The organism is Collinsella sp. i05-0019-G5 (genome assembly GCF_042851345.1).
Classification (GTDB): Bacteria; Actinomycetota; Coriobacteriia; order Coriobacteriales; family Coriobacteriaceae; genus Collinsella.
The window spans coordinates 255888-280676 of record NZ_AP031421.1; the positions used below are offsets into that span (position 1 = coordinate 255888).

18 protein-coding genes are annotated in these 24789 nt (G+C 61.0%); 12 read left to right on the forward strand and 6 right to left on the reverse strand.

Going from position 1 to position 24789, the window contains the following annotated elements; genetic code table 11:
- Position 1 precedes the first annotated feature (1 nt).
- From ACGHIZ_RS01075 to ACGHIZ_RS01090, 4 genes are read right to left on the reverse strand one after another with little or no spacing between them, the layout of a single operon-like run.
- The gene (locus ACGHIZ_RS01075) at positions 2 to 1801 is read right to left on the reverse strand and encodes a Stp1/IreP family PP2C-type Ser/Thr phosphatase (protein ID WP_390448512.1); all 1800 of its coding nucleotides are present in this window, start codon (positions 1799 to 1801) and stop codon (positions 2 to 4) included.
- The gene (locus ACGHIZ_RS01080) at positions 1798 to 2214 is read right to left on the reverse strand and encodes an FHA domain-containing protein (RefSeq protein ID WP_006235180.1); all 417 of its coding nucleotides are present in this window, start codon (positions 2212 to 2214) and stop codon (positions 1798 to 1800) included. Before ACGHIZ_RS01080 ends, ACGHIZ_RS01075 begins: the two co-directional genes overlap by 4 nt.
- Before the next feature lie 6 nt (positions 2215 to 2220).
- Positions 2221 to 3234 carry an FhaA domain-containing protein gene (locus ACGHIZ_RS01085; RefSeq protein WP_035136732.1) on the reverse strand — a complete coding sequence of 338 codons (1014 nt, stop codon included), beginning with the start codon at positions 3232 to 3234 and terminating at the stop codon, positions 2221 to 2223.
- Complete coding sequence (locus ACGHIZ_RS01090; RefSeq protein WP_117584196.1) at positions 3231 to 5084, reverse strand: serine/threonine-protein kinase; 1854 nt, start codon at positions 5082 to 5084, stop codon at positions 3231 to 3233. The genes ACGHIZ_RS01085 and ACGHIZ_RS01090 overlap by 4 nt, the downstream gene beginning before the upstream one ends.
- Before the next feature lie 1111 nt (positions 5085 to 6195).
- Here ACGHIZ_RS01090 and ACGHIZ_RS01095 point away from each other — a divergent pair.
- From ACGHIZ_RS01095 to ACGHIZ_RS01115, 5 genes are all read left to right on the forward strand, one after another.
- On the forward strand, positions 6196 to 7659 hold the full coding sequence (locus ACGHIZ_RS01095) for a LuxR C-terminal-related transcriptional regulator (protein WP_390448516.1): 1464 nt from the start codon (positions 6196 to 6198) through the stop codon (positions 7657 to 7659).
- A 676-nt stretch (positions 7660 to 8335) separates the two neighbouring features.
- Positions 8336 to 9217: a hypothetical protein gene (locus ACGHIZ_RS01100; RefSeq protein WP_118098139.1), complete on the forward strand. Its 882-nt coding sequence runs from the start codon at positions 8336 to 8338 to the stop codon at positions 9215 to 9217.
- A gap of 38 nt (positions 9218 to 9255) precedes the next feature.
- A complete protein-coding gene (locus ACGHIZ_RS01105; protein ID WP_147356338.1) occupies positions 9256 to 10053 on the forward strand; it encodes a hypothetical protein in 798 nt (265 codons plus the stop codon).
- Entirely contained in the window at positions 10050 to 10694 is a 645-nt protein-coding gene (locus ACGHIZ_RS01110) for an ATP-binding cassette domain-containing protein (RefSeq protein WP_270226961.1), read from the forward strand. Before ACGHIZ_RS01105 ends, ACGHIZ_RS01110 begins: the two co-directional genes overlap by 4 nt.
- Complete coding sequence (locus ACGHIZ_RS01115) at positions 10691 to 11359, forward strand: hypothetical protein (RefSeq protein ID WP_373205084.1); 669 nt, start codon at positions 10691 to 10693, stop codon at positions 11357 to 11359. The genes ACGHIZ_RS01110 and ACGHIZ_RS01115 overlap by 4 nt, the downstream gene beginning before the upstream one ends.
- Positions 11360 to 11433: 74 nt before the next feature.
- Here the strand turns inward: ACGHIZ_RS01115 and ACGHIZ_RS01120 are convergent, their stop codons facing one another.
- Positions 11434 to 12159: a hypothetical protein gene (locus ACGHIZ_RS01120; RefSeq protein ID WP_390448520.1), complete on the reverse strand. Its 726-nt coding sequence runs from the start codon at positions 12157 to 12159 to the stop codon at positions 11434 to 11436.
- 116 nt (positions 12160 to 12275) lie between these two features.
- On the opposite strand from ACGHIZ_RS01120, the gene dnaX reads away from it, so the two are divergent.
- Positions 12276 to 14756, forward strand: coding sequence for a DNA polymerase III subunit gamma/tau (gene dnaX, locus ACGHIZ_RS01125; protein WP_158551940.1), 2481 nt, complete (start codon positions 12276 to 12278; stop codon positions 14754 to 14756).
- 21 nt (positions 14757 to 14777) lie between these two features.
- Here dnaX and ACGHIZ_RS01130 read toward each other — a convergent pair whose 3' ends face one another.
- Positions 14778 to 15197, reverse strand: a complete 420-nt coding sequence (locus ACGHIZ_RS01130; RefSeq protein WP_147352053.1) for a hypothetical protein — start codon at positions 15195 to 15197, stop codon at positions 14778 to 14780.
- 403 nt (positions 15198 to 15600) lie between these two features.
- Between ACGHIZ_RS01130 and ACGHIZ_RS01135 the strand changes: the two genes are divergently transcribed.
- The 6 genes from ACGHIZ_RS01135 (at position 15601) to nifJ (ending at position 24456) form a co-directional block, all read left to right on the forward strand.
- Positions 15601 to 15921, forward strand: a complete 321-nt coding sequence (locus ACGHIZ_RS01135; RefSeq protein ID WP_006235174.1) for a YbaB/EbfC family nucleoid-associated protein — start codon at positions 15601 to 15603, stop codon at positions 15919 to 15921.
- Positions 15922 to 15934: 13 nt separating this feature from the next.
- Positions 15935 to 16531, forward strand: a complete 597-nt coding sequence (gene recR, locus ACGHIZ_RS01140) for a recombination mediator RecR (RefSeq protein ID WP_089573257.1) — start codon at positions 15935 to 15937, stop codon at positions 16529 to 16531.
- A gap of 245 nt (positions 16532 to 16776) precedes the next feature.
- Positions 16777 to 17682: a hypothetical protein gene (locus ACGHIZ_RS01145; protein WP_117564927.1), complete on the forward strand. Its 906-nt coding sequence runs from the start codon at positions 16777 to 16779 to the stop codon at positions 17680 to 17682.
- The gene (locus ACGHIZ_RS01150) at positions 17679 to 19523 is read left to right on the forward strand and encodes a serine/threonine protein kinase (RefSeq protein WP_390448525.1); all 1845 of its coding nucleotides are present in this window, start codon (positions 17679 to 17681) and stop codon (positions 19521 to 19523) included. Before ACGHIZ_RS01145 ends, ACGHIZ_RS01150 begins: the two co-directional genes overlap by 4 nt.
- Positions 19524 to 19526: 3 nt before the next feature.
- Positions 19527 to 20465, forward strand: coding sequence for an FHA domain-containing protein (locus ACGHIZ_RS01155; RefSeq protein ID WP_390448527.1), 939 nt, complete (start codon positions 19527 to 19529; stop codon positions 20463 to 20465).
- Between the two features lie 451 nt (positions 20466 to 20916).
- Positions 20917 to 24456 (forward strand): pyruvate:ferredoxin (flavodoxin) oxidoreductase, encoded by a 3540-nt coding sequence (nifJ, locus tag ACGHIZ_RS01160; protein WP_390448530.1) that lies wholly within the window; start codon positions 20917 to 20919, stop codon positions 24454 to 24456.
- Positions 24457 to 24789 lie beyond the last annotated feature (333 nt).

Consider the following 24789-nt stretch of genomic DNA (forward strand, 5'->3'; position numbering starts at 1 on the left):
TCTAGTTCTTTTCGGAGGCTTCGGCCTCGGCGGACTGTTCGGCGGTTTTCTCGGAATCTGATTCGGAGGTCGATCCCTGATTGGTGTTGTCGCGAATCGTTTGCGCGTCGATCACCTGGCGGGTCTGCTCCTCGTCGATCTGGTGGCGGTACTTGGATATCGTGTCCTGCGCATCGTCGACACTTGTTTGCGGAATGCCCGCCTTGAGGCGGTTTTGCGTGTCTTCGGGCAGGTCGGACAGCTTAATACTGGTTTCGCTTTCGAGCCAGTGAAGCTTGAGTCCGAGCGGCTTGCCGGGCAGGCCGCGCCAGACGGCGACATTGCCCTGGTGGGTACCCAGGTAGTACGAGCCGGTGACACCCGTGTAGGCCCAGATGCCAGCTGCCAGCACAAAGACGAGGGCCAGGATGGCGGCGATAGTAATGTTGCGGCGACGCACGCGTTGCGCCTCGCGCATAACGCCATCGTCAACCAGGTCAACGACTACTACGGTCACGTTGTCGTGGCCGCCGGCGGCAAGCGCCGCGTCCACTAGGTTGTCGACGCAGATTTGCGCGGTTGAGGACTGCGTGGCGATGTTCTCGATATCGCTATCGGGAATCATGCTCGAAAGGCCGTCAGAGCACAGGATCAGGCGGTCGCCTTCCTCGATATGCAGAGTGAAGTGGTCGGCATACATGGCGGGGTCTGAGCCCAGCGCACGGGTGATGACCGAACGGTTGGGGTGGACGCGAGCCTCGTCTGCCGTGATCTCGCCGGCGTCCACGAGCTCCTCCACGTAGGAGTGGTCGCGGGTCACGCGGATGAGCGTGCCCTCGTGGAGCAGGTAGGCGCGAGAGTCGCCCACGTGGGCGATGGCGAGCGTGTCGTTTTCGATATAGGCGCAAGTGGCTGTGCAACCCATGCCGGGCTTGCCTAGGCCGTTCAGGGCCGCCTCGATTACGGCGGCGTTAGCTGCCTCGACGGCTGCCGCCAGGCGTGCTGCGTCGGCGGACTGCGGGGCCGTCTTGGCAATAGTCTCAACGGCGATGGAAGAGGCCACCTCGCCGGCAGCGTGACCACCCATGCCGTCGCATACGCAAAAGAGCGGCGACTGCACCAGGTAGGAATCCTCATTGTGCGGGCGTACGCAGCCAACGTCGGAGCGGGCGCCCCACATGAGTTGCGTGGTGGTGCCGGCATCATAGGTCGAGTCGGTCTCGATGCGCTCCTCGGTCAGGGGCTCAAAGCTCATGGTCGAGCCGGGGTCTTTGAGCTTGGCCTCAACGGCGGCAACGTCGATTTCGGCTGTGTCACCGGGAGAGACGGTGTCGGTCTCGGCGTTTGATTCGGAATCGCCGGTGTCCGGGGAGTCGGGCTCCTCGGACACGCGGGCGGTCGACTCGTCGTCTTGCGGGCTGACGTCTATAGGCTCGGGCGCCGGCGTAGACGCGGGCGCAACCTCGGATGCCGGGGCTATGGGAAACGCCGGCGCGGCGGGCTCGGGTGCCGCAAACACCGCAGCGCTCTCGTTAATTGCCGCGGCGACGGGCTCTGCAAAGTGAGCCGGCGCCGGGGCTGCTTCGGGCGCTGTGGGCTGTTCCGCAGCATGTGCGCCGATGGGCGCCGCTACGGCATCCTCTTCGTCCTCGTTATCGGCGAGATCCGAAATATCATGCGTTACATGCGAAAGAGGCAGGGAGAACACGGTGTCCTCGGGCTCCGCGGGTGCGGAGCCCGCCGGAGCGGCGTGGGCCGGCGCAGCTGTGGCGGCGGCCGGTGCCTCGGTCATAGTTGCGGACTTGTTCTCCTCGTCGATCATCGACGGTTCACCTTCATGACCACATCGCCAATCTGGACTTCGTCGCCCTCGCGCAGCGTCGCGGGCTCCACGAGCTGTCGGCCGTTGACGAGCGTGCCGTTAAGCGAGTTGAGGTCCTCGATGATGAGCGCCGGGCCCTGCAGCGAAAAGCGCGCATGCGAGGCCGAGACGAACGGTTCGTTGATGCAGATGTCCGAAGATGGCGAGCGACCGACGATGACGGGGCCGAGCATGTCTACGTGGATGCCACGGATGCCGCGCGGGCCCTTGTCCACATCGATCGTCCAGATAGCCGAGTCGCGGCGCTGTCCGCGCACAAGTCCCACGCCGGTCTTCATGACGGCGAACAGGAAGATATAGAGCAGGGCGACCAGGACGATGCGGCCTGCAAAAAGGACGATATCGATGTTCATAAGCGACTATCCCCTAAATTCAAAGGTGCTCAGGCCAAACGTCAGCAGATCGCCGTTGCGCAGCGGGCAGCGCGTAATGCGGCGGTTGTTGACGAGCGTGCCGTTGGTGGAATTGAGGTCCTCGATCGACCAATCCGAGCCCGTAAAGGTGAGCTGGGCGTGGCGGCGCGACACGTTGGGGTCGCGCAGGGCAATATCGGAAACCGAGCGCTCGCGACCGATAGTCACCTGTGCGGAGGTGATGCTATGGCTCTCGCCGCTCACGACGTCGACGAGCTGGGCGAGCGGGCGCTGCGGGGCGCGAGTGCTCGCCATGTTGGAGGCGATGCCGGCTGCGGCGCCTAGGCCCACGGCGGCACCGGTCGCGGCGGCTCCGCCCATGCCGGCAAGCGCGTCGCGCGAGACGGTCTGCGGCACCGGGATGGGTGCTGCGGCGGGGTCGGGGACGCTAGGCGCGAAGGGGTCTGCCACGGCAAGCGGGTCGGGAGCGGCGGCGCGAGGCGTCGGCTGCTGCTGGGGCATGGCGGCGGGGCGCTGCTGCTGCGGGGCAGCAAACTGCTGCTGGCCGGCGCGCGGGGCGCTGGCGGCACGGCTTGCCGCGGAGTTGTTTTGGCCCAGACCGTTTTGATAGGCGCGCTCTTCTTCGTACAGGCGGCCGAGCGTGGGGGCATCGACGTTCTCGGCAAAGACCGAGAACTTGCCGGCGCGCAGCTGCGGGTCGATCATAAAGCGCACGAGGGGCTCGCCGACAAAGACATAGCGGCGCTTTTCGGCCTGCGCCTTCACAAACTCGCGGACCTCGCGCGAAAGCTCGGGGTAGAACGGGGCGAGCATGGGATCGTCGTCGGCGGCGATCAGGATGGTATAGAGTGCCGGCGCCGTGTTGACGCCGTTGATCACCAGAGTCTGATCCTCCATGTCGCGAGCGGCCTGCTTGGCAAGCTTCTTAAAGGAGAACGGGGCACGGGTGGCACCGAAGATGCCGGCCACGTGGTCCTCGAAGATGTTCAGGAAGTTCACGAAAGATCACTCTCCGTATAGGTTCTTTGGTATCCGAGCAAATATAGGCATATCCCAACGATTATAGAGGATAGGGTTCCCGCAACCGCCGCCTTGGCGACGACCGCGGCTGCAAGGCTGGCAATTTCCATATGGTGTGCAAGACAGGACGCCGCTGCGCAGCCGATGCCGGCGACAGCGATGGCGGCGATTACGGCAAGGTTTGAGCCCTGATCGGCACGCTTGGCATGGGCGTTGAGCAGCGCAGATGACGCCGCGGCAGTTGCCGCTACCAGCACAAAGGCAGCCCAAAGGAGTGGGTCTCCCAGCGCTGCGGCAACGTTACCGAGCCCCAGCACGCCTCCGGCTGAAAGCGCGACCGTGGCCAGACGGGCAAAAAGTGCGCCCATGCCCGTTGCCGCGGCGGCGCTTGCCGGGCCGAGCCAAAATGACGCGACGCCGGCGGTGACCCCAGCTGCCAGGAAGGTATTGCCGGTCAGACAGCCAAGCGCGAGTGCACAGGTGAGTGCGGCGCTCGCGGCAGCCTCGGTGCGACCCCAGGCGATCCACCAACCGGACATGGCGGCGGCAAAGATCACCGCGACGGGCAACATCGACAGGACGCCCTGTGCCTGCATGGTGGCGTTTGCCATGAGCACCAAAAAGCCCACAGCCGAGATGGCCGAGCCAATCTGGGGGGCCAGGCCGGCCGCCGCTCCGATCGCGATAGCCGCAATGACCAGGCCGGGAAGCGCCGCGACGCCGGCCGTCTGCATCAGCAAAAAGCTAAAGGCGCCGCACGTTAGCGCCGAGATAGCGTGCATGGCGTAGTCGCGCGCATGGCTCCAGCGCGTGCCTGCCCAGCCGAGTGCGGGGTCGACTTCGATGGTGTCGTCCTCGTAGTGCGACGGCTCGATATCGTCGAGCTCCTGCTCGTCATCCGAAAGTTCGCCAACCATTTGCTCCAGGCTGCGACGGCCTTCGCGCACGCTGCCCAGACCGGCAAGGAGCTGGTCGCAAAATGCCTCGATGCTGTTGGGGCGGTCCTGCGGCATGGGGGAGAGCGCGCTCATGAGCGCGGCCTCGGCTCCCGGGGGAAAGTGTGGTATCAGCTCGCTGGGATAGGTGGCGCCGCCGATGATGCGGCCGAGCGAGTCGGCGGGCGTGGCCGCCATAAAAGGAGCGCTGCCGCACAGGCCCTCGTAGATCACACAGGCGAGGGCAAAGACATCGGCGCGCTCGTCGACCGTGCCGGTCTCGATATCGAGCTGCTCGGGCGGCATGTAGCCGATGGTGCCGCCGCGTGAGCCGCCAAAGCCACCGGCGGACGACAGCCGCGCCATGCCAAAGTCGGTGAGCTTTACATTGCCCGAGTGGTCGATGAGCACGTTGGCGGGCTTAATGTCCAGGTGGAGTACGCCATTACTGTGGGCGAAGGTGAGCGCCTGGCCCAGGGCATCGGCAATGGCCGCGGCCTCGTCAAAGGTAAGTGAGTGGCCGTCCGCGCGGTGCAAAAACTCGGCCAGCGACATGCCATCGACATATTCCATAACCAGGTAGGCATAGGCTGTGTCGTGCGTAAAGTCGATGACCTGCACGATGTTGGGATGTTGAAGCATGGCGGCAGTGTGCGCCTCGCGCAGGACATCCATGATGTCGCTAGCGGGCATGCCGGCACCGTTGATAAGGGGGATGCGTTTAATGGCGACGCGGCGGCGCAGGTGCGTGTCGCGGCAGATCTCGATGGAGCCAAAACCGCCGGTCGCAAGTGTCTCGAGCGGCTGGTACCGCTTGAGCAGCTCGCGAGAGCTGGTGCCCTCCAAAGGAACGTCCGGCGAGAACCGGGCGGTATGTTGCGAGAAAAGCGGCATGGCCAACCCTCGTGCGTTTAAAGTTCGTTTGCGAGCGGCGGGCGCGGGGCCGAGCCGTTCGCGGTGGCATAGATGCTGCTAGTGTAGCACGCTCGGGCAGATGGCGAGGATAGCGGGATGCGAGGTGGCCCGATCGATTCGGCCCGTTTCGGCTCGTTTGGAAAGCGCATCTCAGTTTTCAGCCAAATTATGGGATGCGCTTTCCAAATGGGGTGGGCTGCGGAAACTGCATCCCAGAATATTGCCCTGGAACGGGATGCGCTTTCCGAACCGGCGTCCAAAAGGAAACCGCATCCCGCTTTGATGTGGGGACTGCGAACAAAAGCCGGACCGTGATCTGGCGCGGATTGGAGTTCGCCTGAATCATTGATGCTGGCTGGTGTGAGAACAGAGATAAACGAGCGGCTCGAGCGATATAATGACACGCTATGGAGGCCGTATGCTCTTTTCCCGCCGTTCTGCTACATTTGCCTGCGCCATTGCGCTTGTCGTAATGGCGGTCACCCCTTATCACCGGTTTTCATCTTCAATCGGCCTAGCGTCAGGTGCAATGACCTGGCTCGTTATCCTGGGCGCATGCCTCGCGGCGTTTGTTCATGGTGCTGCGCTATGCAAGGGGGGAATGAGAAGGCCGAGGCATCTCGGTGCCATCGGTGTTTTCCTTGGTGTTATTGCAACGGTTCCCGAATGGGCCGACCTGGCTTTCTATGCTCGCGGAGACTCTATTCCAATCGTGTTTGCACCGATTTGGTTGTTACATGGCGTTTCGTGTGTCTCGTGCTTTGTTGGGTCGCTGCTTCTCTCATATGTTATTTGGGGCACGGCGGACTCTCCTTTGACGCAGAGGTCGACACGGACTGACGAAAGGGAAACTCGTCACCCGCAGGACGCGATTTTTACAGAAACAATAGCCGTCATGTCTTGCCTGCTGTTTTGCTGTCGAGTTTCATGGAGAGTCGTTCCCGAGCCATGGGGGATGCCCCCTGTAACGGCCGCGTCAATTGGCCTTGCGCTTTTAATTCCGTTGGTCTATCTCGCATTGACTGTGGCCCCGCCGTTTTGCCGCCCTCGTGCCTTTGGCCATGGGCGGCGCGACGTGTTTGCCTGTTCTGTGCTCGTAGCAGTTCCTATTGGTCTTATTCCGGCTGTTGAGGCGGCATACTTCGCAAGCGATGCCGTGGTCATTGCATTGCTGGCGATGGGGTCCGTTATCGCTGCTGCCTTCGTATGCATGTTGCTAAGGGGGAAACGGGACAACAATTCGGATATCGCCTGTGCGTCCGACACATTCGATGCGGGGGTGTTTTCCCCTGCCCTGTCGCCTAGAGAAGAGCAGTTTGTTCGACTGCTGCTCAAAGGGAAAACGCCGGCGGAAATTGCCAAGGAGACGGATACGAAGCCATCGACGGTGAGAACAACGCTTCACCGAGCATACGGGAAGGCGTCGGTTGCGGGCTCACGCGAGCTCGTGGCGCTGTTTGCGGGTGAGGGCGATACTGTAGGGCATGAGCTACCGCAGCGGCATGCTGACGATATAGTGGCATCAGCTCGAACGCGCCGGCTGTTTCGATACCTGCTCACATTATTCTTTATCCTCCTTGCGGCGGGGCCCTTGGTAATGGCGGATAGCGATTGGGGGTCCGGTGTTTCGCGGGCTGTCGCCTTTTCCCTCTTAAGCTACGCATTGGGTCTCGGACTGCTTCTGTCGCTACGCTACGCGGGTGGAAAAGCGAATCGTGGCGCTGCGCTGGATAGAGCGGGTGAAGCGATTTGGCTCGGAAGCCCGTACGTATGGGCGGTGCTATCTGCTGTGGAATGGTCTTTTATCTATATCGCGGCATTGATGTGCATACGCGTTCCGTTGATGGCTGTGCCGGTCCTGTTTTGCGGCGTGGCGTCTACGGCTTCGCTCGCTGTTGGGCTGCGTCCGTTTAAGGTGCATGCCCATGCTCGGGCTATCGTGCCGTTGGTGTCAATGGGCATGGTTGCCTTAATCTATGCGGTCGCTAGGGGGCGAATCCATGGACTTGCGGTGCTGACGGGGGTGCTGCTCACATATATAGTGATGCGAAGCTGTCCGCAGCGCAAAATGCTTGGGATATGGATGCTTTGCTTCGGGGCGACGGCTCCTGTTTGGGCTGTCTTGCTCAATATGGTGCAGGATCTGACGGTTTTCGAGCCGTTGTTCCTCGCGTCGTTGTTGGGGCAAAGTTCGGCTGTCAATGTCGTCGTGGCAACGGTGATTGTTTGCTGGTCTGTGCCCATGTTCGTTACGCACATCGCGCTCGCCCGCTCGGTTGAGGACGAGAAGGCCGTCTTGGAGTACCGGGCGAACGGGTCCACCGAAACGGCCCGCGTGCGCCAGCTGGCCCTGCTTACGTCGCGCTCCCTTTCTGATGTTCAGTCGCAAATTTTGCTGATGACGGCAGAGGGGGCAACGACAAAGGCCATTGCGGAGGATGTCGGTTACGCTGCATCTACGGTGCAAGCGCTGCGATCCGCGTCCTATCGCCAGTTGAAGATCAAGAACAAAGCAGAGCTTATTTCATTGTTATCGCAGGTAGATAACGTGTAAACGCCTGGATTATCAACTCAATAGCGAGTGTTTACAGACATCTTTCTCCATTCATGCAAAGGTTGCTGTGCGTCGACGCATTGTTAGCCGCTTTTGATTGGAGAAGGCCATGATTAAGCCAAGGAGCGCTATTACTCGAATCGGAGTCGGGTTGGCGATTGCTGCGGGTCTGTCCCTAGGGGTTCCCGCTGCATCGTTCGCGCAAGAGGAGTTTGACACCTCTCAGGTTTCTAGCATTACTCAAAACGCCGATACGGGAATTACGACCTGTACGAACAATGCCGATAGGGCATTTAGTTTTCAATGTGCCGGGACGAGTGCAACTGGCTACCGTCAAAAGGATGATTCCTCATCGCTCTATCTGGATATCCAAGGTTATACGGGAAATCCGCTTCGGTTATATACAGACGGTGCGTATAACACAAGCGGTAGCGGCAGCATGAATTGTACTCAGGGAACGTATCGTTCGAATCACAAGGGACAGTGGGAAATGTATAACCTCGTCCGTGAGAACGGGCGATCTGCGGCGCGACTGACTGCATGGGCGGAGTCTGGCTACGGCACTGTTATTGGTGTATGGAGCCCCGACTGCGTCGGGCATTTCCGCAAGCTTCCCGCATAGTTGTTTGAATTGGCTCCCTTCCGGCTTTCTGGGTCGGAAGGGGGAGGAGGACGTATGAACCAAAGGCTCGTAAGATATGAGCTGTCGAAAACGATAAGACGCCCAGCTTTTATCTTTGCTCTCTTGATTGCAGTCGCAGTTGCAATAGCTGCTGCGCTGGAGCCGTGGGCAAATTTGGAAAAAGAACGTCACAACCTTCTTTCTTTTGGTTACGGCGTTGGCATGCAAGCCAAAAACTATCTCGGTCAAACACGTGAAAGCAGCTTCGGTAACTGGATTGTTGTGAGCGCGAACGCGCCACTGTCTGCGTCGGTGTTTTTCTATGCACTGCCCCTGCTTGCAATGTTGGCCGGATCTTGGTCGTGCCTCTTTGAGCGTTTGAGTGGTTATGACATGCAGATATGCACGCGCGTTTCCAGAAAGGCATACGTGAACGTAAAGGTGCTGTCTGCTTTCCTCTCCGCGTTTACAGTGACTGCCATTCCTCTGCTCGTCAATTTCCTGATTGTCTCGATGCTTTTTCCTGCGTATCTTCCTCGGGTCGATGAGTCGACCTACGTAGGGCTTTACCTACATAGCTATTTCTCCGGTCTATTTTATTCACATCCTTTGTTATATGTGCTTGCATACACGCTGTTCGATGCGGTCACGCTCGGGACTTTATCCATGGCTGTAACTGGCTTCTCAATTTTGTTTCGTAGCAGAATCAAAGCGATAATTGTCCCGTATCTGCTAATGGTTGCGTGGCATTTTGCAAATGGCTGGATCTTCGGCGTAATGGCTTGTGTGGGGTTTAACTGCAATATCTTCAACAGCATCAGGTCGGAATCGCTGAATAACTGGCCAGACATTCGAGCCGGTTTTGCGGAAATCATATTATTGACCCTTGCTTCGTTGGCTTTTTCTGGGGCGTGGAAAAGGCGGGAGATGGTCTGATGCTGTTTAGGCTGGTCGCCGCGGACCTGAGGACCGTTTTGAAGAAGAACATCATTACCTTTATTGCGATTGCGGCAGTGACCGTTGCGAACCTGGTGTACGCCTACGGTTTGTCTTCTGTGTATGGGGTCAGGACGGATGCCTTGGGGTTTGCGGACAATCTTGCGCTCGTGTTTGCCGGATCTGCTCCGTTTGAGCCTAGGCCCGGGGTCATGTTTGTGCCTCCGCTAGGATGGCTATTTCTCATTCTGCTTATTCTCTATACAACACTCGATTATCCCGCCGAATCGTTGCACGGGTTTGGTTTGCAAACGCTTGTCCGATGCCGGGCGAGAACCCTTTGGTGGGTCTCGCGTTTTATCTCAGTGGCGGCGATAACAGCATTTTCGCTGCTCGTGGTGGTTTGCTCTGTTGTGATTTGGAGCTTGATGGTGAGTGCCTCGTTCAGCGCGGTCATCCATGGCGAGTCGCTTCAGCTGGCTAATTTGGCGCCGTGGTTTCTCAAGGCGAGCGAAGCAGGTGCACTGCCGTTTTTCGCAGGTCTCTTTCTTGCTTTTGAGGCGCTTGCGTTTGTGCAGGCAACGGTTGGGTTTGTGCTTGGGCCGTCAGTTTCATTTGCGGTTGTAATGAGCTACCTGATCTGTTCGGCATATGCGCGGCATTGGGCGCTACTGGGAAATGCCTTGATGCTGTTGCGCTGGGGTGGAATCGTCAAAGAAGGAATTGCGACGGGCTCGAGTGGCTTGTTTTCAATTGTGATTATGTCGTTATGCCTATCGTTGGGTGGACTGTGGTTTCGAAGGGCCGACCTTATCGAAAAGAGGGACAAGATATGAGTGTGATCGTTAGGGACGTATCGAAGCGCATGGGCAAAAACGATGTCCTGCGCAACGTGTCTATCGAGGTTGACCCTGGGACTGTGGTCGGGCTTCAGGGGATAAACGGTTCGGGTAAGACCATGCTCATGCGAGCGGTCTGCGGATTGATTAGACCCACCGAGGGCGAGATTATTATCGATGGCCAAAGACTTGGGGCGGATATCTCGTTTCCGCCGAGTCTGGGGATGTTGATAGAGGCGCCTTCCTTTTTAGGATATCTGTCTGGTTACGACAATCTGGAGCTCATAGCTCAAATCAATGGCGTTGCCACCCCCGAGGACATTCGCTCTGCCCTGCGGCTCGTGGGGCTCGATGCAGACGAAAAAAAGAAGTTTCGAGCATACTCGCTTGGGATGAAGCAGCGTCTGGGAATAGCTGCGGCAATTATGGAAAAGCCGAAGCTGCTTGTTCTCGATGAGCCAACGAATGCCCTCGACGAAGCGGGCGTGGAAATGCTCAAGCGCGTTGTGGCGATGGCGGCATCAACGGGTCGCGAGGTTCTTCTGTCTAGCCATGACGGAGAGGTGCTCGAGGAGCTAGCCGATCGTGTTTACTGCATGCGCGACGGTGCCGTTGTGAAAGTTCGGGAAAGGTCGTGAGCGCGATGAAGAAGGCCCTGTTGACGAGAAGGTCGATGCTCGCGCTTTTTGGCTGTGCTGTTACCGGCCTTGCGGGCATGAGGGTGAGCGTCGTTAACGGGAACCGGACAGTCATTCCTGAAAAATATTACGCGGAGGGCGAATGGCTCTCGATGGATGGGGCGTTTCTGGGGTCGAAGGATGTGGCGACTGACGGGTATTCGTTTTGCATAGACGGGGCAGAGCTGCTCACGCCGCGCGAGTATCTCAAGCGTGCGCATGATGATTATTCAAAATATGGCATCGTAGATACGAAAACGAAATTGAAGGACGCCGACATCACGTGTGTTATCGCCGTAAAGATGCGTGTCAGGAATAAGGACAATGTCGAAGGCGGAATTAAAGCGTATGTTTGGCATTTGGTGCCGGAGTCTGCGCCAAACTATGACTTTGTGGTCAATACCGATCTGATAACGCAGGCAATGCCGGTGCTGGGCGGTTCTGCTGCGTTTGCTGTACAGGTTGGGGCGGAGAACGAGTTACTCGTCCCATTCATGATGCAAAACACCAACGACTATTTCGAAGGTTACGAGACCGTCCGTTTTGAGAAAGCGTTTCCCGGGACCTATACGATGAAGATGACCGATCTGCCGGAGCGAAGGCTCTTCAGGTTTGAAGTTAAATAGCTCGAAGGCCCTGTTGGGGGAGCCTCATCCTACGCTGAAGCGGGATGAGATTCCCTTCGCAGTGGCGCTCGGCCCTAGCGCTTCTTCTTGCTCTTCTTCTGCTTGCGCCGCTTGCCCTTGTTATCCTGGGGCTTGTCGGCCTTGTCGCTCCGCTTGGCCTCGGCGGCAGCCTTCTCGGCCTTCATTTTCTTCTTCTTGGTCTCGATGCGGAGCTTTTTGTTAATGCGCGCCTTAAGGAAGGTGCCAAACTGCTCGGCATTGCCGCGGACAAAGGTGTCCTTAGGGATCGTCACGCCCTGGTCGGCGAACATGGCTACAAAGATGCGCTCGCCGTCGAGCACGTGGTCGAGCTTTTCAAACGGGAAGAACTGCGACTTGCCGCTCGTGCCCCAAACCATCAGGCCGTCCTCGTTGGCGGCGACGCGGCGATAGCGGCCACCCATGGACTCGTCGGCCTCAACGGCGTCGATAAAGTCGCGGGCGAGGGTGTGGTGCAGGTTTTTGCTCCACCAGGCCAAAAAGGCGCCGAATACGATCAAGACGACGCCAAACTTGATCCAGTTGCCGCCGGCCACCAGCATGCCGATGCCGATGAGCGCGGCAATTGCCGCGGCGACATACAGCGAGCCGCGACGCCTGGGCGAGGCGACCAGGCGGGCGAAGTCGGTGACGAGGTCGTTTTCGTATTGGTACTCGTTGAGGTACAGGATGCCGTCGTCGGCTGCGGCCTGCTCCTCGAGCGCGACCTCGACCTGGTCGGCTGCTTCGGAGGGAACGAGGTTGCTCTCTGCGTCTGCCATGCTCTTTGGACTCCTATCGCGGCGGGCTCGCCGTACGGGTTATTATGGAATGCAGTATGCCGTGCGACCGCATGGCCGCCGCGGCAACAAGACTCAGTATACCCGGGGGAGCACCCATGGAATCGTTGTACCGAAAGTATCGCCCGCTCACCTTTGACTCCGTGGTGGGCCAGCAGCATATCGTCTCGACGCTCGAGCACGCTATCACCGAGGGGCGCCTGTCCCACGCCTACCTGTTCTGCGGACCGCGCGGCACGGGCAAGACCACCATGGCGCGCATTCTGGCCAAGGCGCTACTGTGTCGCAATGCCGAGGCGGCGCGCGCCGAGGGTGCAAGCGGCTGCATGCCCGACGGTACTTGCGAGGAGTGCGAGCTCATTGCCGAGGGTAACCACCCCGATGTCTACGAGCTCGATGCCGCCTCCCGCACGGGCGTGGACAATGTGCGCGAGGAAATCATCAACTCCGTCAACTTTGCCCCGGTGCGCGGCAAGTACAAGATCTATATCATCGACGAGGTCCACATGCTCACGACGGCGGCGTTCAACGCGCTGCTCAAGACGCTCGAGGAGCCGCCGGCACACGTGATCTTTGTGCTGTGCACCACCGACCCGCAAAAGATTCTGGAGACCATCCTCTCGCGCTGCCAGCGTTTCGATTTCCATCGCATCGGCAACGAGGATATCGAGCGTCGCCTGGCATACGTGTGCGAGCAGGAGGGCTTCGATTACGACGATGAGGCGCTGGCTATCGTGGCGCGCCATGCCAAGGGCGGTATGCGCGACGCGTTGTCCACGCTGGAGCAGCTGAGCGTCTTTGGCAACGGTTCTGTGCATGCGGACGACGCCCGCTCGCTTTTAGGCGAGGTTTCGGACCAGATTCTGGGCGAGTTTTCCCGCGCCATTGCCGATCGCGATGTTGCCGAGCTCTATGGACTGATCCGTGCGCAGGTCGAGGAAGGAAACGACCTGCTGGAGCTGACGCGCGACCTGGTGGCGCATGTGCGTGACGTGTACGTTGCCTGCGTTGCCGGTGCCCGTGCCGAGCTGTTTGAGGGCGGCTCCGAGCAGGCCGAGGCGCTTGCTGCCGAGGCCGCTGCCTTTGGCGAGCATCCTGCCGACCGCCTGGCCCGTGTGCTGACGGTGCTCGACGATGCCGCACTGGAGATGAGGGGCGCGAGCGACGTGCGCCTGGTGCTCGAGATCGCCTGCACGCGCCTGGCACGTCCCGAGGCCGATTTAACGATTGAGGCATTGGCCGAGCGCGTGGCCCGCTTGGAGGCCATGGTTGCCAACGGCGCCGTGCCGGCGAGCGTGGCTGCTGCTCAGGCCGCCGCGCCTGCAGCATCCGTACCCGCTGCTGCCCAACAGCCGACGCTAATTTCGGGCGCTCGTGCTGCCGCTCCGGCGGCATCCGCTGCCCCCGCTGCTACGTCCGCGCGCCAGGGCGGTATGCCTTGGGACCGTGGTGCTGCTGTTCCGGCTGCCCAGCCTGCGTCCCGTTCTGCGTCCGTGTCAGCTTCCAAGCCTGCAGCGCCTGCACCTCAGCCTGCGCCGACTCCGACGCCTCAGCCCGTTGCGGCTCCCGCGCCTGCCACCGCTCCGGCACCTAAGCCCCAGTCCAACAATGCCGCCCAGGTTGCCGCCGCCGGTACTGCCGAGACGCCCGCGGTCGAGGATGCCGGAGAGCTGCAGCGCAAATGGGCCGAGGTTGTCGAGCGTGTCAAGGCGCGTCAGGCTTCCTACGCGGGGCTTTTGCTCAATGCCCGCGCCACGGCTGACGACGGCTCCAGGCTCACGGTCTCGTTCCCCGCGGGCTCGACCTTTGCCATCAAGATGCTTGGACGCGCCGACACGCAGTCGGTGGTCCTGCCGACAGTCAGTGCGGTCTTCGGTCGTCGTACCGTCGACTATGTCCTGGATGGGGGTGGCACGCCGGCTCCTCAACATGAGGAGCATTCTCCATCTGCACGGGCTGCGGTATCTGCGGACCCGCAACCCGTGTCCTCGGCGGCCCCTGCATCCTCGAGCGCCAGCGCGACGCAGCCAAAAGCAGCACCGATAGCGGCGCCGACCCCGTCGGCGCCTAAGCCCGTCATGGCCAAACCGGCTGCTCCGACACCCGCGCCCAAGCCTGCCTCGCCCGCGCCCAAGTCGTCTGACCTGGGCAAAGCCCCCTGGCTGCGCTCCGACAACCCCGCCGGCGCTCCTGCCACGGGCAAGCTCCCGACCGAGCCCGCGCCCCGAGCGCCCGAGCGTGCGTCCGCTCCCAAGGCTCAGCCCGCCGCGCCGTCTGCGCCATGGGAATCCGAGCAGGTTCCCTACGACGATGCCATGGTTGGCGGTTTTGTTGCCGATGCTGGTGGGGACGATCTGCCTCCGTTCGACGTGCCGGGTGCGGCGTCCGCGCCCAAGTCCGCTGCAACTGCCCCCAAAGAGGAGGACGCTCCTGCAGCTCCCTGGGAGTCCAACTCCGGTGCGGGCGGCCCCTTCGGCCATCAGGGTGCAGCCCCGAGCATCCCGCAGACCGAGGACGAGGCCAAAGCCCTCATCCGCAGCGTCTTCGGCCAGTCCACCATCTTCAAGCCGGTGGAGTAGCTGCGCAGGCGGGTATACTGCTCAAGAAGAGAACCCCTTGCCCGGGCGCATCTGTATTTCGGACATGTGCAACGTGGTGCCGCGTATATCGCATTCGAGCAGACAGGCGCGTGACGGTCGGCCTAGGATGCTGAGGTCGATACGATACGTCGCATGGCTGTCCGTGTACTCGACTTGCTCGGCGTTGACGGTTGCTCCGATTGTAAATAAAGAGCCCAGTTCGGCATCGACAATCTTGGAGTCCTTTATCTTGACCTTGAACTCTTGGTAGAGGGACGGGCTGTTGTAGTAAATGGTTCGGGTTCCGTCGGTGCATTCATCGGTCGTCTCCCATTTGACGACGGGCTGGTCCGAGCTGGCTATCAGCAGTTCTGCTCCAAAAGCTATGGCATGGGTGATGATAACCAGTAATACCCAGACGACAAAGAGATAGAGAACCACATATGCAACGGGGTGTTTTGAGCGGATGTTTTGGAGTACGGCTGGGACATTCACGAGGGCACCTCCAAATCGTCATCTATGACAATCAAATTATACCCAGCCGCCATGCGTGCCGCCTCGAGCAGCGGCTCGGCATTTTGCCATGTAGCCTTGTAGCCCTACGCATAAACTGCCTGGTTCCAGCTCTGCTAGATGTAGCTTGAGATAATTATGCAACCTTGCATAATTCGACCTTGCATAATCTTGGGCGTGCGTCACGCTCAAGGACATGTATATCGACTGAGGTAGCGTGTCCGCCCCGCTTGCTTGCCCCGCGCCGTGGTACGATTTTTGAGTTTGAAAGTCCCGTCGCGCTCCGGCTGCCCTTGCAGCTTGTCGCGCGGCCGCACGTAAAGGAGCCATCATGGCCGGTATGAACATGCAGCAAATGATGAAGCAGGCTCGCAAGATGCAGGAGCAGCTTGCCGCCGCGCAGGAAAACCTTAAGTCCCAGACCGTCGACGCCTCTGCCGGCGGCGGCATGGTCAAGGTGACCGTTAACGGCGAGATGGAGCTCGTCAACCTCACCATCGACCCCGATGCCCTCGATCCCGAGGACGTCGATATGCTGCAGGACATGATCATGGCTGCCGTCAACGAGGCCGTCCGCGGTGTCAACGAGCTCGCCAACAAGCAGATGGGCGCCATCACCGGCGGCCTCAACATCCCGGGCATGCCGTTCTAAGACACGCATATATATGAGTGCCAACCATAGTCTGCAAAAATTGCTCGATGAGCTGGGCCGTCTGCCGGGCATTGGTCCCAAGTCGGCCCAGCGCATCGCCTATTACCTGCTCGAGGCCGATGCCGAGGAGGCGCGCCGCCTGGCCGAGGCTATCCTGGAGGTTAAGCAGGAGGTTCACTTTTGCAGCCGCTGCTTTAACTACGCCACGGCCGACGAGTGCTCCATCTGCCAGGATTCGATGCGCGATACCACTCGCATTTGCGTGGTGGGCGAGCCGCGCGATGTCCAGGCGATTGAGCGCACGGGCAGCTACCACGGTCTCTACCACGTATTGGGCGGCGTGATCAGTCCCATGGACAAGATTGGTCCCGAGCAGTTGCACATTCGTGAGCTGCTGGCACGCTTGGGCCACGAGGACATCCACGAGGTCATCATCGCCACCAACCCCAATATCGAGGGCGAGACCACGGCGAGCTACCTGGCCCGCACTATCAAGCCGCTGGGCGTTGAGGTATCGCGTCTGGCGAGCGGCCTTCCCGTGGGCGGCGACCTGGAGTATGCCGACGAGCTTACGCTTGGGCGCGCCATCGAGGCCCGTCGCACGATTTAGGTGGCGAGCCTGCTCCTGCCGTATGTCTTCATCGCGACGCACGGGGTAGCCATAATTTCCCCGTGCGACTGTAAGTTTGTTGTGCAACAAAGATGCTTTGTATCCGCTTATCGCATGGATGCTTCCACTCGCATCCTTAATTTGCCCATTCGTTGCGCAACCTTTTGGGTTCGCTGATACACTCAAATATGGATTCGAATGAATGCGCCGCTCCCGAGCGGCGTGTTTTTGTTGGAGGAGAACGCATGCGGCCCGGTGGCACTCAGACAAAGCGCGGCGCCGCGGTGCGCATGCGACGCCGACTGGGCTTGGCGCCGCGGGCGTACGCACTGCTGTCTTGCTCGCTGGTGCTGGTCATAGCTGGCGTTTCTGCCTATGGCATGACCGTGCCGTCCATGATGCAGGCACATGCCGCACGCGAACCGCGCGTGGGGCATGAGGTCAAAAGTGACCTGGGGACCACGACTGGATATGCTTGGGCAAGTGTGGTCGCGCATATTGTGTTTGGCACCGGCGACGCGGACGGCGCCGAGGCCCCGGACAACGAAGTCACGCTTGCCAATGGCAAAACCATCGTGCTCACCAACACCAAGATCATCGATCGGTTGTCCAACAATAGCGTGGCGGCAACGGTGAATAAGGTCGAGCAGCAGAAGGAGCAGGACGCCCAGCAGTCCGGAAAGCCCGGTAGCTCGGATACTTCTGGCTCCGGCTCGGATTCGTCGAGTTCGGGCGGTGGCTCTGGGTCGGGTTCCTCTGCCGGAGGGTCTGGAAACGGCGGCTCGACGGGCGGCAACACTGACAACGATGCAAACTCCGGTGGCCTTTCCGCTGCTGAGGAAGAGAGCATTCACAGCTGGCTTGTGACCAAGTACAACATGCTCGACGGCTATGTTTCTCGTGCCAATGACGTGGTCTCGACCTATAACTCTACGGGAGATCCCAGGCCGTGCGACAGCCTGGTCGGGGAGATGTTTGTCATTCGAGCCGAGTTCGGTCGTCAGACATTCTCGCCCCGGTCAAAGTGGTATCAGCAGTATGCCAATCTGTGGGGCTGTTACACCAACCTATGTCAATGGGTCGGCCATTACGGCGATGATGACGTCGCGCTCGGTAACTTCAACAATAACGTGGCGGCGCTTGCCCTATGATGACCGATCTTGCATCCACCACACCACAATCGCTCGGTCGCGATCCCATGGTCGGCCTGCGCCTGGCGCGTGTCGACGGGTTTGAGCCGGCCATTGCGCTCGGTCAGGGCGAACTGCCTGCCTATCTGCGTCGTTTTACGATGCTGTTTGCCGACGATGCCACCATGCGCCGTGGCGGTATCGGCCGCGTGACGCGTGCCGTCAACGCCCAAGGCGAGGCCGTGGCACTCAAACAGCTCATCTTGCCGACGCGCGATGAGTTTGACGACGATGCCGCTCACGAGGCGCTGGTCGCCAAGTTCAAGGCGGCGTTTCGCGAGGAATACGAATGCCATCGCGCCCTTTCGGGCCTTAAGGGCTTTCCCCGCCTCTATGGCTGGGGCGAGGTCGACGGTGTGCCTGCAATTGTCATGGAATGGGTCGAGGGCGAGACGCTCGCCCGCTTGCGCTCGCGCTTTGCCGTGGACGATGCCGGCCGCCTATCGCCGCTTGTGGCGGCGCGTCTGGGTCGCGACCTGTTCGATCTGCTCTGCCGTATGAGCCTGGTGGGCGAGGGCTTTGTCCATCGCGATATCTCGCCCGCTAATATTATGGTGCGTACGGCGCGTCTACCGCTTGACCGGCAGCTTGCCGAGGGCACCTTTGACCTGTGCCTGATCGACTTTGGCCCGTCGCTGGCGCTTGAGCCTGCGTCGGCCGTGGCCGGTACCGGCGGCAAGGCGTCGTTTACGGAGCGTTATGCCACGCTGCGTCGCGCGACGGTTGCCTATGCCCCGCCCGAGATGCTCACCGACGATATTCCCGACCTGCGCGCTTTGCGTATGTCGCCGGCGATTGACGTCTATGCCGCGGCAAGCACGGTTTACGAGCTCATTGCCGGCGTCGTGCCATACGAAGCCGCGCCGAGCACTTCGGGCACCTCGGGTTCGCGCAAAAAGACGCGCGACATTGCCAGCCCCTACCGTCTCAAGACGGACACACGGCCCGACTATCCCATTGGTGCCCATGCGCCCGGTTGTGATTTGACTCAGCTGCTTCGTCGTGAGCCCGATGTGGCGCTCGCCGCGGCCGAGCAGGCCCAGCAGCTGGGGCTTGAGCCGGATTCCGAAGAGCTACGCGATGCGCTGGCGTTTGTCGATGCCCAGCTGTTCGACGTGGTGATGGCCTGTCTGTCCAGTCATCAAAAAGATCGTCCCGAGCCGGCGGCGGTCGAGGCGGCGCTCTCGGCGTTTTGTGACCACTATGCGCAAAATGTCGGTCGTTCGCTTCGCGGCGAGCCGCTCACGCCGTGCCCCATGGATGCGTCTGGCCGCGCGGTTCGTCGCGCGCTGATGGTCGGCGCGACGGTCGTCTGTGGCGTGGTTTGGGCTGTGGTCGTGGTTTCGGCCGCGCTGCTGGCGTCGGGCGCCCGCGTGACGGCGACTTTGGGATCGCTCGTGTGGTCTGGGTCGCTACCGAGTATTATTGCCGCACTGGCGTTGGCGCTGCCAGGCATAGCCGGCGTTACCGCGGGGGCACTTGCGCGCAATCGGCGCTCGGGGTTCCTGCAGGGTGTGCTTGCGCTTTCTGCCTGCGAGGTTCCGGTGCTGGTTGTGGCTGCATGTAGCGTATTTTCCCAACGCGCCGTGATGGGCGGCCTTGTTGCCGCTCTGGTTGCAACCTATACGCTTACGTGGTTTTTGCTTGCGATGGGCTTTGCCTTTGAACTTCCCGTTTCGGCACCACGACGCACAAAAGCCCAGATGGCGACTCCGCTTGCCGGTGGAGCCGCAGCTGCCCGTACTTTTGGCGGACCTGTCGAAGTATCGTCCGATTCTATTTCTACGACCAAGGAGGCCTAGGTCATGGCATCTCAAGTTGAGCTCACCCCATGCGGGGCCATGTTTGACATCTTTAAGCGCGCGGCGCATCTGAGCCATATCGAGCTGTGCGGCTTGGTGCTTTCGTCCCGTCCGCTCGCCGACGGCCGCAGCCCGCAGAGCCGAGCCGCCGATCGCTCTTGGGTTTCCCGCTTTATCGTTCGCGCGCCGGTCGGCACGCTTCAGCAGCGCTACTTTGCCGAATACGGTACCTCGGCTGCGCGTATTATGTCGCAACTGGCCCTGCGCCAGCGCAATCCCATGGACTCCACGGCTGTGATCAATATGGTGTGCGGTCCTGCAGGTGAACCGATGGTACGCGCGCTCGAAGAGTGCCACCAGGACACGAATCTCTATCGCAACGCGCTCGATCGCCTGTCCCAGGCGGCGGAACTCATGCCCGCCGAGCGCGCCGAGGCCGTGCTGGTGCTGTTTGTCGCCGTCGGTTGTTCGGCGGATGTGCGGTCCTCGGTGAACTATGCCATCGACTACGCGCACGCGACCTGTGGCGGAGGCACCTCCATGCCGCGTTCGCTTGGCATGTCGATGACCGCAGGCGAGCGCGAACCCGCCCCGGCGCACCCCTTGGGCTTGCTGCGCGTGCAAAACAGTTTTGTCGTGAGCGCCCCGCGCTGGATTCAGCCGAGTGAGCAGGGTGTTGAGATTGGCGCGCTGGCCACTGGTGAGGGCGATATTACCGACGTCGGCGACGATGTCTCGGCCCGCCATGCCCATATCTGGTGCGATGCTCAAAATATCTGGCACGTCGAGGACTTGTCGTCCACCAACGGAACCGTGGTGGTAAACGGGGCCACGCGCGTCTGCATTCAGGTCGAGCCCGGCCGTTCCGCCCAACTCAATCCCGGCGACGAGCTCAAGCTCGGCGAATCCACTACCTACGCCATCCTCTTCGGTGCCCTCTAGCCGGCAGATAGGGACGTTCCTTTTCTGCCGGCACTTGGGGACACTCCTCGGCGCGCCAGAGCCGGTCGCCTGGGGATGGAGAGGCCATTTTGGCCCTTGGCAGTCACCCAAGGTAAACCTTTACCGCCCGCCTATATTTGCCGAAATTACACTTGAAGGCGGGGTACAATAAACCCGCATGCGGATTTCCGTTGCGGGCGCTTCCCATCGCCGGGGCGTGCCCGGGAGCATCCGGCATGCGGCCTTTGCGGCGCTCGGTCATGTGCAAGACGGGCGGTCGGGCCTGTAGGGCGCATCAGCTGCCCCTCGCCTCGGCATGTCTTCTCTCCACGCCATGTACCTGCTGCTGAGCCTGCCTGCCAGATGATTGGAAGCAACAGCGTAAATCCCATCACGCCAACATCCCGGCGATCGCCGGGGCCTGTATACCTATATGAGAGGAGAGGGGTATATGGCGCGTAAGTTTAAGTCTATGGACGGCAACGAGGCGGCCGCATATGTTTCGTATGCGTACACCGAGGTAGCGGGAATCTATCCCATTACGCCGTCCAGCCCGATGGCCGACCATGTCGACCAGTGGGCGGCCCAGGGTCGCAAGAACATCTTCGGCACCCCGGTCAAGGTCGTCGAGATGGAGTCCGAGGCAGGTGCAGCCGGTACCGTTCACGGTTCGCTGGGCGCCGGTGCTCTGACCACCACCTACACGGCTTCCCAGGGCCTGCTCCTGATGATCCCGAACATGTACAAGATCGCGGGCGAGCAGCTCCCGGGCGTCTTCCACGTCTCCGCGCGTTGCGTCGCTTCGCACGCCCTGAACATCTTTGGTGATCACTCCGACGTCATGGCCTGCCGCCAGACCGGTTTCGCCATGCTCGCCGAGGGCAACGTCCAGGAGGTCATGGACCTCTCGCCGGTGGCTCACCTTGCCGCCATCGAGGGTAAGACCCCGTTCCTCAACTTCTTCGACGGCTTCCGCACCAGCCACGAGATCCAGAAGGTCGCCATGTGGGACTACAAGGATCTGGCCGAGATGTGCGACATGGACGCCGTCCAGGCTTTCCGCGACCACGCGCTCAACCCTGAGCACCCGCACACCCGCGGCAGCCACGAGAACGGCGATATCTTCTTCCAGAACCGTGAGGCCTGCAACAAGGTCTACGACGAGCTTCCCGCCGTCGTCGAGGGCTACATGAAGAAGATCAACGAGAAGCTCGGCACCGATTACGGCCTGTTCAACTACTACGGCGCTCCCGATGCCGACCGCGTCGTCGTGTGCATGGGCTCCTTCTGCGACGTGCTCGAGGAAGTCATCGACTACCTCAACGCTCACGGCGAGAAGGTCGGCCTGGTCAAGGTTCGTCTGTTCCGTCCGTTCTCCATCAAGCACTTCGTCGACGTTCTTCCCGAGACCGTCCAGAAGATCGCCGTCATGGACCGCACCAAGGAGCCGGGTTCCATCGGCGAGCCGCTCTACCAGGACGTCGTCTCCGCTCTCTACGAGGCCGGCAAGACGGGCATCAAGGTCGTCGGCGGCCGTTATGGCCTGGGCAGCAAGGACACGCCTCCCGCGTCCGCGTTCGCTGTCTTCGAGGAGCTCAAGAAGGACGAGCCCAAGCGCGAGTTCACCATCGGCATTGTCGATGACGTGACCAACCTGAGCCTGCCCGAGGCCGAGGATGCGCCCAACACCGCAGCCCCCGGCACCATCGAGTGCAAGTTCTGGGGTCTGGGTGGCGACGGTACCGTCGGCGCCAACAAGAACTCGATCAAGATCATCGGCGACCACACCGACAAGTACGTCCAGGCCTACTTCCAGTACGACTCCAAGAAGACCGGCGGCGTCACCGTCTCGCACCTGCGTTTTGGCGATTCCCCGATTCGCTCGCCGTACTACGTGACCAAGGCCGACTTTGTCGCTTGCCACAACCCCAGCTACATCGTTAAGGGCTTCAAGATGGTCCGCGACGTCAAGCCGGGCGGCACCTTCCTGGTCAACTGCCAGTGGAGCGACGAGGAGTTCGCCGAGCACATGCCCGCCGTGGCCAAGCGCTACATCGCGAACAACAACGTCAACGTCTACCTGATCGACGCTATCGACCTGGCCGCTAAGGTCGGCATGGGCAAGCGCACCAACACGGTGCTCCAGTCCGCCTTCTTCGCGCTGGCCAAGGTCCTGCCCGCCGAGGACGCCCTGCAGTACATGAAGGACGCGGCTACCAAGTCCTACATGAAGAAGGGCCAGGCTATCGTCGACGCCAACCACAAGGCCATCGATGCCGGCGCTACCGCTTTCCGTAAGTTCGAGGTTCCGGCCGACTGGGCTACCGCCGAGGACGCCGCTCCCGTCGAGCTCTCCGAGGAGACCAAGTCCGCCATCGCCCAGCAGGTCAAGAACCTGCTCGAGCCCATCGATCGCATGGATGGCGACAGCCTGCCCGTTTCCGCCTTCGTCGGCTGCGCCGACGGCCAGTTTGAGCTGGGCGCCTCCGCATACGAGAAGCGCGGCGTCGCCGTGGTCGTTCCTCACTGGGACGAGACCAAGTGCATCCAGTGCAACCAGTGCGCCTATGTGTGCCCGCATGCCACCATCCGTCCGTTCGCGATGACCGAGGACGAGGCTGCCGCCGCGCCCGAGGCTACCCGCACGCTCGACGCCATGGGCCCCAAGGCCAAGGGCATGAAGTTCACCATGGCCGTGTCCCCGCTCGACTGCATGGGTTGCACCAACTGCGTCAAGGTCTGCCCCAAGGGCGCCCTCGAGATGGTTCCCACCGAGCAGGAGATGGACCAGCAGCCCGTTTGGGACTACATGGTCGAGAACGTCTCCGAGAAGAAGGAGCTCATCGCGGCCAACGTCAAGGGCAGCCAGTTTAAGCAGCCCTACCTGGAGTTCTCGGGTTCCTGCGCCGGCTGCGCCGAGACCGCCTATGCACGTCTGGTGACCCAGGTCGCCGGCGACCGCATGTTCATCTCCAACGCCACCGGCTGCTCCTCCATTTGGGGCAACCCCGCTGCCACCGCTCCTTACTGCAAGGACAAGGACGGTCACGGCCCGGCGTGGAACAACTCCCTGTTCGAGGATAATGCCGAGCATGGTCTGGGCATGGCCGTTGGCTATGAGGCCGTTCAGCACAAGCTGATCGCCGCTACCCAGGACATCATCGCTGCCGATGGTCCGTCCGATGAGCTCAAGGCCGCCGGCCAGGCTTGGCTCGACTCCGTCAACGACGCCGAGGCTTCCAAGACCGCTGCCGCTGCCTACATTGCCGAGCTCGAGAAGTGCGGCTGCGACGCTTCCAAGGCGATCCTCGCCGACAAGGCTTACCTCACCAAGAAGTCCTTCTGGATCTTCGGCGGCGACGGTTGGGCCTACGACATCGGCTTCGGTGGCCTGGACCACGTCCTGGCTTCCGGCCACAACGTCAACGTCTTCGTCTTCGACACCGAGGTTTACTCCAACACCGGTGGTCAGGCCTCCAAGGCCTCGAACCTGGGCCAGGTCGCTCAGTTCGCCGCTGCCGGTAAGGTGACCAAGAAGAAGTCCCTGGCCGAGATTGCCATGAGCTATGGCTACGTCTACGTGGCGCAGGTCGCCATGGGCGCCAACCCGGCTCAGACCCTCAAGGCCATCCACGAGGCCGAGGCCTACGACGGCCCGTCCCTCATCATCGGCTACAGCCCCTGCGAGATGCACTCCATCAAGAAGGGCGGCATGCAGAACTGCCAGGCCGAGATGAAGAAGGCTGTCGAGTGCGGTTACTGGAACCTCTTCCGCTTCAACCCCGAGGCTGCTGCCGGCAAGAAGTTCTCGCTCGATTCCAAGGAGCCCGCGGGCGGTTATCAGGAGTTCCTGATGAACGAGGCCCGTTACGCTTCGCTGACGCGTTCCTTCCCCGAGCGCGCCGAGGAGCTCTTCAAGGAGAACGAGCAGGCCGCTATGGACCGCTACGCTCACCTGCTGAAGCTCAAGACGGTGTACAACGAGGCCTAGGTCTCTCACCGCAGGATCTGAGGGCTGACCTTCGCGGACGTCCTCGGACATGAAAGAACCCCCGCTGCGCACTACGTGCGGCGGGGGTTCTTTCGTCCTGCGGAGTGTCCGCGAAGGTCAGCCCTCAGATCCTGCTGCGACTACGTCCTCGGATTGTGTGGGCGGATGAAGGACGTAGTTGGTCGGGTATTCCGTCCCCTTCGCTGTTTCGCGGCTTTACCGCGAAAGGCGCGTTACTTTGGGGATGGATGGGGGGGCGTGGCTGTTGCAACGCCTTATCCCTTTGCTTTTTCGCGCCTTTGGCGCGAAACGCGCAGCACCTTGGGAAATGCA

Excerpts from the sequence above, each read along its gene's own strand:
- recR (WP_089573257.1), top strand. The coding sequence starts at position 15,935 with ATGAGTGCCAACCATAGTCTGCAAAAATTGCTCGATGAGCTGGGCCGT.
- ACGHIZ_RS01155 (WP_390448527.1), top strand. The coding sequence starts at position 19,527 with ATGGCATCTCAAGTTGAGCTCACCCCATGCGGGGCCATGTTTGACATC.
- ACGHIZ_RS01135 (WP_006235174.1), top strand. The coding sequence starts at position 15,601 with ATGGCCGGTATGAACATGCAGCAAATGATGAAGCAGGCTCGCAAGATG.
- ACGHIZ_RS01110 (WP_270226961.1), top strand. The coding sequence starts at position 10,050 with ATGAGTGTGATCGTTAGGGACGTATCGAAGCGCATGGGCAAAAACGAT.
- ACGHIZ_RS01120 (WP_390448520.1), bottom strand. The coding sequence starts at position 12,159 with ATGGCAGACGCAGAGAGCAACCTCGTTCCCTCCGAAGCAGCCGACCAG.
- dnaX (WP_158551940.1), top strand. The coding sequence starts at position 12,276 with ATGGAATCGTTGTACCGAAAGTATCGCCCGCTCACCTTTGACTCCGTG.
- ACGHIZ_RS01090 (WP_117584196.1), bottom strand. The coding sequence starts at position 5,084 with ATGCCGCTTTTCTCGCAACATACCGCCCGGTTCTCGCCGGACGTTCCT.
- ACGHIZ_RS01150 (WP_390448525.1), top strand. The coding sequence starts at position 17,679 with ATGATGACCGATCTTGCATCCACCACACCACAATCGCTCGGTCGCGAT.
- ACGHIZ_RS01075 (WP_390448512.1), bottom strand. The coding sequence starts at position 1,801 with ATGATCGACGAGGAGAACAAGTCCGCAACTATGACCGAGGCACCGGCC.
- ACGHIZ_RS01145 (WP_117564927.1), top strand. The coding sequence starts at position 16,777 with ATGCGGCCCGGTGGCACTCAGACAAAGCGCGGCGCCGCGGTGCGCATG.
- ACGHIZ_RS01100 (WP_118098139.1), top strand. The coding sequence starts at position 8,336 with ATGAACCAAAGGCTCGTAAGATATGAGCTGTCGAAAACGATAAGACGC.
- nifJ (WP_390448530.1), top strand. The coding sequence starts at position 20,917 with ATGGCGCGTAAGTTTAAGTCTATGGACGGCAACGAGGCGGCCGCATAT.
- ACGHIZ_RS01080 (WP_006235180.1), bottom strand. The coding sequence starts at position 2,214 with ATGAACATCGATATCGTCCTTTTTGCAGGCCGCATCGTCCTGGTCGCC.